Annotated in this window: 12 protein-coding genes, 1 tRNA gene and 1 rRNA gene; 7 read left to right on the top strand and 7 right to left on the bottom strand. The window is 55.1% G+C overall.

What is annotated here, in order from left to right; all coding sequences use genetic code 11:
• Positions 1-862 precede the first annotated feature (862 nt).
• Positions 863-979: ribosomal RNA gene (gene rrf, locus N6V40_RS17070) — 5S ribosomal RNA — on the top strand.
• A gap of 121 nt (positions 980-1,100) precedes the next feature.
• Here rrf and N6V40_RS17065 read toward each other — a convergent pair.
• The 3 genes from N6V40_RS17065 to N6V40_RS17055 form a co-directional block, all read right to left on the bottom strand.
• Complete coding sequence (locus N6V40_RS17065) at positions 1,101-2,168, bottom strand: ABC transporter ATP-binding protein (protein ID WP_131090355.1); 1,068 nt, start codon at positions 2,166-2,168, stop codon at positions 1,101-1,103.
• A gap of 65 nt (positions 2,169-2,233) precedes the next feature.
• Entirely contained in the window at positions 2,234-3,019 is a 786-nt protein-coding gene (gene otsB / locus N6V40_RS17060; RefSeq protein ID WP_165477381.1) for a trehalose-phosphatase, read from the bottom strand.
• A 34-nt stretch (positions 3,020-3,053) separates the two neighbouring features.
• Positions 3,054-4,517 (bottom strand): alpha,alpha-trehalose-phosphate synthase (UDP-forming), encoded by a 1,464-nt coding sequence (locus tag N6V40_RS17055; protein ID WP_131090353.1) that lies wholly within the window; start codon positions 4,515-4,517, stop codon positions 3,054-3,056.
• Between the two features lie 398 nt (positions 4,518-4,915).
• On the opposite strand from N6V40_RS17055, the gene N6V40_RS17050 reads away from it, so the two are divergent.
• The 5 genes from N6V40_RS17050 to N6V40_RS17030 all read left to right on the top strand — a co-directional run bounded on the left by N6V40_RS17050 (position 4,916) and on the right by N6V40_RS17030 (position 9,340).
• The gene (locus N6V40_RS17050) at positions 4,916-5,782 is read left to right on the top strand and encodes a DsbA family protein (protein ID WP_131090352.1); all 867 of its coding nucleotides are present in this window, start codon (positions 4,916-4,918) and stop codon (positions 5,780-5,782) included.
• Between the two features lie 167 nt (positions 5,783-5,949).
• A tRNA-Thr gene (locus N6V40_RS17045) sits at positions 5,950-6,023 on the top strand.
• Between the two features lie 265 nt (positions 6,024-6,288).
• The gene (locus N6V40_RS17040; RefSeq protein WP_262198429.1) at positions 6,289-6,543 is read left to right on the top strand and encodes a helix-turn-helix domain-containing protein; all 255 of its coding nucleotides are present in this window, start codon (positions 6,289-6,291) and stop codon (positions 6,541-6,543) included.
• Positions 6,543-7,583 (top strand): tyrosine-type recombinase/integrase, encoded by a 1,041-nt coding sequence (locus N6V40_RS17035; RefSeq protein ID WP_262198427.1) that lies wholly within the window; start codon positions 6,543-6,545, stop codon positions 7,581-7,583. The genes N6V40_RS17040 and N6V40_RS17035 overlap by 1 nt, the downstream gene beginning before the upstream one ends.
• Before the next feature lie 1,229 nt (positions 7,584-8,812).
• Entirely contained in the window at positions 8,813-9,340 is a 528-nt protein-coding gene (locus tag N6V40_RS17030; protein ID WP_262198426.1) for a S8 family serine peptidase, read from the top strand.
• 21 nt (positions 9,341-9,361) lie between these two features.
• On the opposite strand, the gene N6V40_RS17025 is transcribed toward N6V40_RS17030, so the two are convergent.
• From N6V40_RS17025 to N6V40_RS17010, 4 genes are all read right to left on the bottom strand, one after another.
• Positions 9,362-9,970, bottom strand: a complete 609-nt coding sequence (locus tag N6V40_RS17025) for a hypothetical protein (RefSeq protein ID WP_262198424.1) — start codon at positions 9,968-9,970, stop codon at positions 9,362-9,364.
• The gene (locus tag N6V40_RS17020; protein WP_131090346.1) at positions 9,967-10,524 is read right to left on the bottom strand and encodes a hypothetical protein; all 558 of its coding nucleotides are present in this window, start codon (positions 10,522-10,524) and stop codon (positions 9,967-9,969) included. The genes N6V40_RS17025 and N6V40_RS17020 overlap by 4 nt, the downstream gene beginning before the upstream one ends.
• Before the next feature lie 340 nt (positions 10,525-10,864).
• Complete coding sequence (locus N6V40_RS17015) at positions 10,865-11,500, bottom strand: hypothetical protein (RefSeq protein WP_262198421.1); 636 nt, start codon at positions 11,498-11,500, stop codon at positions 10,865-10,867.
• A gap of 213 nt (positions 11,501-11,713) precedes the next feature.
• The gene (locus N6V40_RS17010) at positions 11,714-12,169 is read right to left on the bottom strand and encodes a CHAP domain-containing protein (protein WP_262198419.1); all 456 of its coding nucleotides are present in this window, start codon (positions 12,167-12,169) and stop codon (positions 11,714-11,716) included.
• 24 nt (positions 12,170-12,193) lie between these two features.
• Here N6V40_RS17010 and N6V40_RS17005 point away from each other — a divergent pair, with 24 nt between their 5' ends.
• A complete protein-coding gene (locus tag N6V40_RS17005) occupies positions 12,194-12,757 on the top strand; it encodes a helicase associated domain-containing protein (protein ID WP_262198418.1) in 564 nt (187 codons plus the stop codon).
• Positions 12,758-12,772: the final 15 nt, after the last annotated feature.

Raw genomic sequence — 12,772 nt, 5'->3', positions numbered from 1 at the left:
CTGTTTAACGAACTGGTGACGGCTTCCGGCTACAGCAGCCGACGAGGCTGAGGGGCGTGCACCCACTGCAGACCAGGACGGCACAGGCAGTAGGTGGGTATCGTCCCTGTTGCGATCTATCCTCTGCTGGGATCCATGCAGGCAGGCTGTACACGAGCAGAGATGTTGGATGCACCCACATGCCAGGACCTTGCTGGTTTCGGCGCACGAGGCTGGCCGGTACTGCGCACGGTACTTAGCTAAATCAGCCCTTCGGTAGAGTCGACTTCTTCTCTAAGAGCAATTGAGCTGGCTAGTTCCTTCTTGAAGAATCGATGCCGTTACTCTTTCGTTGTTGGCGTGAGCAGCACTTGGAGTGACTTGCGTACCTTTCCTGACTGCACCTATCATCGCGAGGCTACGGCGCCATGCGTGAGAGCTGCCCTCTGGTGGGTTTCACTGAGGCGTAGGAGCCTGACGGATGCCATAGGTGTCGCGCGGTGGAACGCATGTCTGGCTAACGCTGTTCGTATCAGCTTGCCAATCGTCGCAGGAGCCTCTGGGCAGCCGTAGTCTGGCCCGCCTGTCACCACGTTTGTTGTACGGCACTACAGCTAGACTCCAGAGCCGCTATGGTCGCTCCGGATCTAAATGATGCGTGCTGCTAGTTCGTGATTCTCGGGCTGTCCGCGTAGCTTGGCTGCGTGGAGGGCGTCCGTTCGATGAAGTGTGAACAAGATGCCTGCGCCGTCCTGTGGTCAAGGCCACCAAGCCAGGACGGCCTTGAATTGGTACTGCGGCAAACCGGCTGATATAGTTATGGAGTTGTCGCAATCGCGGATGACACCGTAGTTTTCCCATGGTTCGCCATGAGGTATAGAGTTACGGCGATCATAGCGTGGGGGAAACGCCCGGTCCCATACCGAACCCGGAAGCTAAGACCCACAGCGCCGATGGTACTGCACTCGGGAGGGTGTGGGAGAGTAGGTCATCGCCGGGCATAATTTGCCGAAGGCCCCGAATTTGATTCGGGGCCTTCGATGTTTAACTTGGGTTCTTTGCCCAAAAGAAAAGCAGGCGGTAAGAAAGTTTCCTTTCTTACCGCCTGCTTTTCTGATTCTTTAGGCTTCGTCTAGACGAGCGCCACTCTCGGTATCAAAGAGGTGGATGTGCTGCAGACGTGGAGCGATATTTAGTCGCTGCCCACGTGCTGGGGGAGTACGTCCATCAACACGAACCACGACGATCTGCGTTTCGCCAGCAAGTTCTGCCGAACCGTAGATGTACGCGTCAGCGCCGAGCTCTTCAACAACGTCCACGATGATCTCCACGCCCTCGCCGGCGCCGACAATGTCGATGTCTTCGGGACGGAAGCCCAAGGTGGTGCCACCGTTTGCACCGGCAACCTGGATCAGCGCGTTGCCAAAAGCAACCTGTCCGTTTACGGCCTCCAACTTGACCAAGTTCATTGCAGGAGAGCCAATGAAACCAGCAACAAAAACGTTGCGTGGGCGGTCGTAGAGTTCGCGAGGAGTGCCAACCTGCTGCAGTTCGCCGTCCTTGAGAACCGCAACGCGGTCACCCATGGTCAAGGCTTCCACCTGATCGTGAGTCACGTATACGGTCGTAACGCCGAGGCGTCGAGTCAAAGAAGCAATCTGTGTACGAGTCTGTACACGCAACTTGGCGTCCAAGTTAGACAGCGGCTCATCCATCAAGAACACCTGCGGTGAACGAACGATAGCTCGGCCCATGGCCACACGCTGACGCTGACCACCGGAGAGTGCCTTTGGCTTACGGGTCAAGTACTGCTCAAGGTCCAGAAGCTTCGCCGCTTCAAGCACGCGACGGTTGCGCTCTTCCTTGTCCACACCGGCGATCTTCAGGGCAAAGCCCATGTTTTCAGCGACGGTCATATGTGGGTACAACGCATAGTTCTGGAAAACCATTGCGATGTCGCGGTCCTTGGGCGGAACGTTGGTAACGTCCTTATCGCCGATGAGAATCCGACCCGAATCCACTTCTTCCAGTCCTGCAAGCATGCGCAGGGTGGTCGACTTACCGCAGCCTGAAGGGCCAACGAGTACGAGGAATTCCCCGTCTTGGATTTCGAGGTCGATTGCATCTACTGAGGGAACTAGCGCGCCTGGGTAGATACGGGTGGCCTTATCAAAGGTCACAGTTGCCATGATGACAATCCTTTCACGGGCAGGTACGTGCCCGACGATCCATAGTGAAAGTGAGTTAGGACACTTTAGTTTCGCATGGAAATCAGAATTTGCAAAAGATGTGGCAAATCTTGGGGCGTGGCTATACGATGTCGGGCCAATGTTTCGCCTGGACCGACCTTAATGCCGAGATCACTGGACGTCAGAACCCTAAACCCGTTTTCGTCGGTCACATCATCACCCACAAAGAGCACGGCGTCGACGTGTAACAATTCTCGAAGCCACGTTAAGCTCTCGCCTTTATCGCCCTGATGCACTGAAGCTTCCAAGACAGATTTGCCCTCAAGGAGCTTGACCCCGGGGATCGAACTCAAGGCCAACTTGGCTTCTGCAATCGCAGCAATGCCCACCTCGGGCTGTGCGCGACGCACATGGAGAACCGTTGCCGAGGGCTTATATTCCAAGGTGACGTCCTTGTGCATTTGGGCGATCGTCTCTAGCGCAGTGCTCAGCTGCTTCAGCCGATCTAGTTGCACGGCGCTAAGCGGTTGCTCCTCCCAGTCCGCGCTGAATTCTTGAGGCACGCGCCGTTCTGCGCCATGGGAACCAATGCAGATCTCGGGCACCGGTTCTGGATACACGGCCGCGAGGGAGGCAAGATTGCGTCCAGAAACCAAAGCTGCGTAGATCCCGGGGCGCTGGCTAAGGCTCTGGAAAGCTAGCGCAGAGTCGGGCAATGGGCGGGCATCTTCGGGCCGGTCTACCAGCGGAGACATGGTTCCGTCGAAGTCCAACGCCACAAGGACGCGTTCATGGGCGGCAAACGCTGCCAGCGCTGCGCGCAGGTCGTTGTCGATCTCAGGCAAGGTCAAGTTCGTTCCTGTGTTCACCGGAGCTAACTCCGGATTAGCGGGTGCCGGCATTGGCAGAGGTGGTGGCGCTGATTTCGGCGAGCTCGGCGAGGAACACCTCGGACCAGCGGGTTACGTCATTAACCTTTAGGTGTCGGTTCATGCGACGCATCCGCTTTTCCTGTTCGGCCTCGTTCATTTTCACCGCGGCGATGATCTTGTCCTTCATGCCGTCGATGTCGTGAGGGTTCACCAGAACAGCCTGCGTGAGCTGGTCTGCGGCGCCGGTGTATTCGGAGAGCACCAGCACACCGCGGCCATCTTGATGCGCTGCGACGTATTCCTTGGCAACCAAGTTCATACCGTCGCGCAGCGCGGTCACGAGCAGAACGTCGGCGGCCAGATACATCGCGATCATTTCGCGCAACGGGTAGGACTGGTGCAAGTAGCGCAGCGTGGTGTGGCTCAGGGTGTCATGCTGACCGGTGATTTGACCGACCATGAGCTCCACCTGATCACGTAACTCCATGTAGGTGTCCACGTTTTCGCGGCTGGGGCTGGCTACCTGAATTAGGCACACGTCGCCTGCGCGCAATTGTTCGTCGGCTAAAAGTTCGCCGTAGGCCTTGAGCCGGTGACGGATGCCCTTGGTGTAGTCGAGTCGGTCCACGCCAAGAATGACAGTCTTCGGGTTGCCCAGTTCATTACGGATCTGGGCGGCCCTGGCAATGATCTGCGGATCACGGGACAGTTTGGCAATTTGCTCGGTATCGATGGAGATCGGGTGTGCCTTGGCCCGGCACAAGTTCTGCATCTGATTGCTCGCTGAAGGGGTAGCAACGTCGCCCTTGGTTGAGTAGTCAGTGAAACGGCGCAGGCAACGAAGGAAGTTTGACGCATCAGTCTCGCGTTGGAAACCCACGAGGTCCGCTCCGGCGAGGCCCTGCAGGATCTGTGTACGCCAAGGCAACTGTGAGAAGAGGCTAGCGGCCGGGAACGGAATGTGCAGGAAGAAGCCGATCTTCAAATCGGGGCGGGCAACGCGGATCATCTGCGGGACCAGCTGCAGCTGGTAATCGTGGACCCAGACGGTGGCGTTAGGCGCGGCAATTTTTAGCACGGCGTCGGCGAACCGCTGATTGATTTTCTTGTAGCGGTCCCACCAGGTGCGGTGGTACTCCGGCGGGACGATGACGTCGTGGTAAAGCGGCCAAAGGGTGGAGTTGGAGAAGCCCTCATAGTAAAGGGTTAGATCGTCTTCACTTAGTGGCACTGGGGCCAGGTGGATGTTGTCCTTGTCGAAGCTATCTAACTCTTCGTCGACTCCACCATGCCAGCCGACCCATGCTCCATCGGAGGCGGCCATGATGGGAGCTAAAGCGGTGACCAAACCACCGGGCGAACGTCTGAAACCTTGTGACCCGTCCGGATTGGTGATCCGGTCTACGGGTAGTCGGTTGGCTACGACCACTAGGTCGTAATTCTGCTCGGTGTTGTGGTTTGGTTCTGCGGTACCCACTTTAAACCTCCTGGTTTGATCAAACTGCGCACCTTGATGGTGCTGACTCGTCGGTTCTGAGTGAATGACTATGTATTCAGTTTTTCATTGTGCTTAGTAACGACCCTAGTGAAAAGTCGGTCTGATGAAAATCATACTGAAGTTTGGTTAGTTATGTGAGGTGACGCACGTTTCGTGACGTGGCGTAGCGAGGCGTAGATAATGCTCGAGCAGTTCCCCAAGTGACTTGGTTGAATGATCAAGTACAGTGTTTGATACTGCTTTGGGTGCTGTATGCGGAAGTTATGTGAGTCCTGTGAAGGGCGAGCAATCTCCTCTATTCAAGGATATTTGCCTGAAGGATTGGCTAAGCTTGATCCAGATGACCGTTCTCCGCTGACTGAGGAACCACCAAATTTATGTCTACAAATAATCCGCGCCCAACAAAAGCGCAGCGCAACGCGAGTGCACGCGAAAAAGCAGCTCAGCTTCGCGTTACCGAAGAGGCAGCTAAAAAGCGCAAATCGCTGATCGTGAAGCTCGGAGTTTTGGCTGCTGTCATTTTGGTGATTGCGCTAGTAGTTACGTTGATCGTGCGCAACAACAACGGCAAAGTCGCAGACGCTGGTTCGACGCCTCAGGGCGCAACTGCTGCTGGTGGCATTGTTGTCACTTCCTCGGATACGGTCGCTAAGAAGAGCACTGAAGAAGTGAAGATCGACGAACTGAAGCAGCCTGAGACGGCACCGGAGACCCCAGAGCCACGAGATCTGACCGTGGCCAAGAAGGGTGATCCGATCAATATCACCATGTACGTGGATGCCAACTGTGTTCACTGTGCTGACTTCGAAGCAACCTACGGGGACCAGATCGATGACTGGTTGGCCAGCGGAGATGTAAATATCGAGTACCGCAACGTTGGCTACCTCGATGGTGGATCTCCAACCAACTACTCCTCACGTGGCGCCAACGCCCTAGCTTGTGTTGCTGACGTGAGCCCAACGGCCTACATGAAGTTCGTCAAGGCACTGTGGGGTCACTACCCAGAGGGCGAAATGAAGAACTCCGAGTTGGCTCAGATGGCGATCGACAACGGCGCTGACGAATCGGTGAAAGATTGCATCGACAGCGACAAGTTCCGTCCATTCGTAAAGTACGCGACCACTGCAGGTCAGTACGACGGTGTTAAGGGAACCCCTTCGATTTTCATCCAGGGTAAGGAATTCGTCCTGGGTACCGATGACTTCCCAACCGAGGTCAACGCAGCAATCAAGGCCAACAAGTAATCCCTGTTTGCTCTAGACAACTTGGCGAGATCAGGTAGTATTCGATATTGATCTCGCACCACGATAAAGGGAAGAAAGCCATAAACGGCTTTCTTCCCCTTTGCGTTGCATCGAGGTAACACCCGATTCGCAGTCCACCGGTGTTTTCGGATATTCTTATCCGGTACGCCCCCTTAGCTCAGCTGGCCAGAGCGTCTGTCTTGTAAACTGAAGGTCACCGGTTCGAATCCGGTAGGGGGCTCGAACAGATCCTCGGAGCACATGGTTTTTCGCCTGTGTTTCCGGGGACTTTCTCTATTAACGTCCAGTCGGTCGATCTAAATCAGATACCGCTTTGTTGCGCAGGGTGTCGTTTAGGTGTCCTTTTGAAATCAAGGTGCCTTTTTAGCGGGTGAAATGAACACCGATTAGCCCGCACGCAGCGGTTGGACCGGCTCGTACTCATGGACGTTCCAGGCGTGAAATTTCCGCCCTGAGCGAACAAGGGTCCGTTTCGGGCATTTTGCGTGAACTGGAAGCATATTAACCTACACCCGGTAAGTATGACCGAAGAAATCATTAGCCTCACGGCGCCTGAAACCGAGCTGCTGCTCACCCGAGCTGAAGCAGCACTGATCCTGCGAACTTCGCCCAAAACACTGGCCAACTGGGCTAGCGCAGGCATCGGGCCACGAAGCCGCAGGTGCGGACGCACTGCCGTGTACCTGCGCAGCGAAATCGAAAGCTACGTCGCCAACCTCTTCGAGAAGGAGGCTGCCTAATGGGACGCCGCCGACTAGAACCAGGCGAGCTGGGAGAGATCTCATACAAGACCGTCACCCGAGCCGACGGTCGATCAATGATCAAAGCACGGAGCCGCTACCGTGATTCGGGTGGCGTTACCAAGCGCCTGAGCGCCGAAGGCAAGACGAGAGCCGCTGCTAAGAATTCACTGAAGCTGAAGCACAAAGATCTGCTGAACAGCGGGGCTGCCCTGGGCGCAGAAGCACCCACCGTTGCCCAAGCAGTGGAAAACTACTTGAGCACCTTGCAGATTCAGGACCTGGAACACAAAGTCCGTGGAGCTCGCTACGTCACTCAAGGCACAATGCGACAATACAATCGATCGGCAGCCATAGCCACCAAAGTCCTTGGCGATGTGCGACTGGGAGACCTGACGGTGCAATATGCGCAGAGGCAGCTTGAAGCCCTTGTGGATCCAGTAACTCTGGAAGGCGCAGCCGCAGCAAAACAGGCCAAGAACCTACTGATGCGTGCAATTGCTGACGCGCAGCGCCTCGGGCACATCGCAGGAAACCCCATTCAGGCGGTACAGTTGCCAACCAAGGGGCGCGCGCCTGTCAATGCTCCGACCTCGGACGACCTTACTGCTTGGCGTGCAGCTTTCGGATGGTACTTCGATGACAAGCAAGGTGCGACGACCAAGCGAATGGATGAGCGCGTGCGCTGGGTAACGGAACTGCTGCTGGCAACGGGCATGCGCATCGGTGAAGCCATGGCCCTGCGCTGGCAAGACATTGATTTCCAGAACCGGCGTGTGAAGATCACGGGCACCCTCGTTGAGAATGGTGCTCTGGCGCGTCAAGGGTATCCGAAAACAGAGTCCTCCACCGGATCTCTAGCCTTGCCCGACAAAACGGTAGGCATGCTGATCAAGCTGCATAGCCGCACGAAGTGGAAGGCTGCCAGTGACCCAGTCTTTGCCACCCGGACAGGCAATTATGCGGCACCCACCTCGATCCGCCGGTCTTTACGCCGAATCAGCGAGCTGTACCCGAAAACTTGCCGATGCCGGGCCTAGCGCCACACGATCTTCGCCGTGCTGTGGCCACGCATATTGCTGAAGTGGCAGGGATTGAGTCCGCCTCAAAGCAGCTTCGACATGCGAGCCAGCGACGACTATTGCACATTATATTAAGCGGGCGGAAGATGTTGCCGACTACACTGGTGCAGTCGAAGGATTGTACGCGAATACAATCGCGGGCGACTTAGCTGACCAAAAGTATGCGTTTCCAAGATTTCATGCGAATGCGAGGTTACCAAACTCCGTTAGTGAGCTGCTTTAGCTCATCGTGAGTTTGCGCGGGATTCTCAAGCCCCTCAGGCGAGTGTCGCATTGTACAAGTGATTAATGAGATAACAATAAGGTCAAACGTCTCCGATTGGCCGGGAAAGTTCTTGGAAACGAATTGATGACTCAAGCGAGAGTGAGAGCCGGAGCGCCACTAGACGCAGCTGAAGACAGGGCAAATAAGAAACCTGTTGCTGACGTTGTCAGGCGAATCGAGGACTTTCAGAACCAGTTTCTAGGTGGAACCTTTGGCATGACACGAAAAATCTTGCAGGAATCGCTAGACATGTTAACGCCAGAACTTCTAATATCTGTAGTTGCTGCCGGCTCTGTGCCGAGCATGGAAAAACTTCGTATACGTCTTGCAACCTAGAAGGAAGCTGCAAGGCTATAGGTGTTCCAGCGCCTCATCAAGCGAATCGTGGATGGAGGATATATCGCCAGTTAGGTCAATTAGTCTCACGCGGATCGGATACTCACCAAGGATGAAGTTGAGATTTCTACCCAGCCCGTCCTCGGTGTGAACGGCAAGCAGAACACCTTTCGGTGCCCAGCTCAGGTTCTTTCGCAGCTGAGCTGTCACACAGTACGAATACAACTGGTCCGGGTTTCGTTTCAGCACCCACCCAATCGCGTGCATTAGAGTTCTAACAGTGCCACTTTCACCGACACATCTTGTAAAAACGGTGAACTTGCAGCACACGCCCAACCGACTCTGACCAGACGTTACACGATGGTTGCACCCGAACAGGTAGATTATTGCATTCGATGATGAAGAAAAACGCTGCCATATCAGTTGCGCTGCTGAGTGCCAGCTTCATGCTTACAGGATGCCAGCGGCCTCCCGCGCACATAGACATTGCGCTGATTGACAGCGGACAAACTGTACTCGCGCAATTTTCCAAGTATGACATCGTGAACCACGGAGCAAACACACCCTCCGAGCACGGCACCATGTGATGTCCTCCATCTTGGGTGTAAATTCAGACTCCCAACTGGACCCTGCGTCCCTAACGATGCACTCATATGACATTGGCGACGCTCCAAGCGCCTCAGACATAGCCAATGCTATTGAAGCCGCCGTTGCGGACAACGCGCGAATCATCAACATCAGCCTTGGTGTCAGGCGTCCACACGCTGAAATTGAGAAAGCCCTGAAATCGGCCAAGGATGCCGGAGCATTCGTTGTCGCCGCAACTGGCAACGTGAGATCTCTGGCCCCCGATTACCCGGCACGCTATGACACAGCGCTTTCAGTTGCAGCAACTGACGCCAACGGCGAATGCTGGACGGAAAACCCCTGCGACAAAGCTGACCTCACAGAGGCAGGAGTGGACATTCCAGTGTCCAAATCCAACGGCAAGGTAGTTGAAGAATCGGGATCTTCCATTGCAGCTTCTGAAACGACCAGAAAGATAGTTGAAGGAATACTTTCTGGACGCATTAAGGATGCAAGCAAATTCGAGTCCAGCCAGCTGGACGGCTAAGCCGCAACACATGGAAGCGGGCTACCGCTGAAGAAAAACTTGTAGCCCGCTTCCTCGTGTGAACCCCAGCTTTTCGTATCGCGCCGCCATGGTTTCATCCGCAGCTACAGAGGCCACTACGGATTTAGCCGGCAAGCCCAATAGAGCTGAGCGAAGATCTGCTAGCACCCCTGAGCTTGAACCTGGCATTTGAGCAAGAGAAGAAAGAATGTAGAGGTCACCTTCGGGTAGTCCGCGGATGTCCAGAGCGACTTCTCCCTGTCGTGCCACAATTGCCATGCCGGCAGCCAACCAGATCATCAGCAAGGCGCTGATGCCGAATCCGGCAATTTGAAACCAGGCACTCCCAATGTGCAGGTAGCGGACGGCTAGAGCCAGTAAAGCTGGAACGCACAACGCTACAAGGAACAAGCACAAGCGCAGCAGAGTCTGCGCCGGCCTGTTACGAAGCAGCACGAAAACACCCAAACGGTTGCCAGTTAGGTGCACGTGACGGGCTCCCGCGGAAACCACTGAGAGCAGTTGCGCAAGGAAAATAACTGCGGCACCAGCCGTGCCCTTGCCGAAGGCACGACTGGTGATGCAAGCAGCTTGGAAAGTGTCTCGGATTGACCCGACAATACTCGTCAATCGATTGGGTCTGGTTCGCAACCTGGCCGTCCCTGCATCGCAAAAGCCTTCTCATACAGAGTGGCGCTCTCATCCGGCCAGCCTGGATCTCGCGGAACGACACCGGTAGCAGCCCAGAGCGTCTCCCTTAGCCACTGTGCGAATCCAGCTACACGGAAGTTGCCTACAGCGCCTGCATCCCCTTCAGCATGCTCAAGCAAGACAATTGCTCGCCTCATCCCACCGAGCTCGTCCTGAATGACGTTCCACAACTCTTCATCCTTAGTGAACACAACGTCGTAGCTGTCTTCATCTTCTTCGGGAGGCCATTCCATCATTTCGCGTTCAACCGGCAATGACCGGGAAGCAAGGAGCTCTGGGTCGGAAATATCGTAGGCTGCAACTACACGTGCCGAGTCTACGTATTCATCGATGAGGTTGCCGGCGAACCTGGAGTAGTCGAAGGTCTTGCCACCTAACGAGGTGAGAAGTGCTGCAGCTTCCGACACGCGTGGAGCAGCGCCAACCCCGTAGTGTGCACGAGCAGCCTGCAAGAGTTCTTGGTAGTCAGTCATAGTTCCTTAATCCAAACACGATTGGTGCCGCCAACAGTAGCTAGCGACACCAATACCTCGTGCAGATTATTTCTTAGGTCATGCTTCCGTAGAAGAGGTGAACGCTAGGTGTCCGATTGTTGGGATGGTAGTGCCACATGTATCCCTTCTTGCCTCCACCACTGATTTCAGGGCCAACAGCCGATTTGCCGTTCTTAATAGAGACAGCTAAGGATTTCGCCTTGCTCTTGGGCAAAGCCCAAACGTCATTTCCCTTACCCTTCTTGCCACGAGTCACAGCCTGGGCCTTTGTAAGCCCCTTCGCGCTGATGAACACTTTATTGCTCTTAAGCGTCGCTGGCTAGTAATCGCGCTTCTTCGACTTACTCTTCCTGCTGTTCTCCTTGATGATCTTGGAAATAGCCTTCCCTGCTTCAAGAGCAAGGGCTCCGCCAATCACAATCGCGGCACCGACAGCAAGGTAGTAAAGTGCAGTGCTGATGGAGATTGCGCCAAAAGCAAGAGGTATCACGAAAGCAACTGAAGAAGATGCTTCAGCTGAGTCGTGCTCGTAGATTTCGCCAGTCTTCGGGTTCGTCAGGGTGAAAACTGTGCGCTCAACAGTAGACTCCTGAATGTCGATGTCGTAGGTTTCGGTGACGATTTCACCGTCAATCTTGTCGGTGAAGGTTACTTCGCCACTGGCTTTTCCAGCGTCGAGTTCAAGGGCGAATTCGAATGGATCGTTGGCAGCAGCTGCTTCTGCCTCAATTTCGATTCCCGCGGTGCTGACGTCAACTTGTTCAAGCTCTAAGCCTTCTTCGGCCAGACCTTCTTCGACGATTTCTTCAGAGCTGTATCCAGCATATTGCGCCTGGAGCTCTTGGGTGGTGGAAGCGGTCGGGGCGGCTGCCTCAGTTGCGGGTTCTGGCGGGGATTGTACAGATCCGAGCGAAAGCGCGGATGCAACCTCTATAGCGGTAACTAATTTGATCATGGTCTTCTTTCGAAGTCGGTGCGGATGTGACCATAACCAATGAACCATATCTGAGCAGGCACTAAATCATCCTTAAGAGTTATTTAGACTCGATTCACCCTCCGCCTGCGTTACTCTGCACGTATCCAGCTTGCGCGTAAATGAAGAAGCCGAATAAGTGGGAACAAGAAAGAACCCGATGTTACGAACATCGGGTTCTTGTCTCAGAGAGAACTACTTGCGCCAGTATCCCAGGAAACCGCGAGCATCGAACCCGTTGAGAGTCACATAGCGTTGATCCCACCAATTCTGCTGCATGGTTTTTCCGTTGTATCGCACGCCCACATGACCGTAGCTAGACACGATATTTTTGTACGGACCCCAAACTAGGATGTCTCCATCCCTGAAATCCCTGTCCGTGTGCCACTCAAATCCTGCGGCCTTGAGCTTGTTTCCAGCTGTGCCACCTGACTTGTAAGCGATTGCATGTCCCCAATGGTTGGTTCTTAGGCCACGCACTTGCAGCAAGTACTGGGAAACCAGGCTGACGCATTCCCCTCTGCCTGTTCCGTCAGCGTTCACAAGCGAAGTTCCGGCAACCTTGTTGTAGAACTTTGCAATCGATGTTGCTGCCTTTGGTGCGCTGCCGCACTTTTTGGCTACAACTGGATTGTTGCTGCCTGTCGCCATGTCCACATCGGCCGAGTAGGTTCCGTGCGTGGTTTTGTACCAAAGGCTGTCCCAGTCGCCTCTGATTCCAGGGCTGCCCTGGGGTATGCTCGGGCACGGCGAACTGCCGAAGAAGCTGGCACAAATGTACGATTTGCCGGTCGAGGCCCGGACCGTCCGTCCACAAGATGGAGGTCAAGGCTCGCTGAGGTCAAGCAGTTTGTAGCCGACTACGGCGAGCTGCCTGAATCTAATGGCGACAAAACCGAGGCGTCCTTGCATGGGTGGCTTCTGGAGCAGCGGCGTTCCTATAGGCGACAGCAGATGTCCTACCCGAAGATCGTTCTGCTGGAAGAACTGACCGGATGGAACTGCGACAGTCACCAAGAAAGCCTTGATCGGCAGTGGGAAGACAAGCTCGCCCAGCTGGAAACCTACGTCAACCAGCATGGCGGGATGCCCCGGTATAGGACTTTCGCGTCCGAAGACGAGCGAGCGCTTGGCGTCTGGTTGCATAAGCAACACCAGCGTCGTGCAGAGGGGAAGATCGCCGGGTGGCGGCACGTCGCGCTAGATGGAGCAGTGCTTGGCTGGCGTAGCCGAGCTTAGGCGCCCCGGATCTCT

This window comes from Glutamicibacter sp. M10 (assembly GCF_025452055.1).
Classification (GTDB): domain Bacteria; phylum Actinomycetota; class Actinomycetes; order Actinomycetales; family Micrococcaceae; genus Glutamicibacter.
The sequence above is the reverse complement of the archived record's forward strand: the minus strand, read 5'-3'. Positions and strand labels throughout refer to the sequence as shown.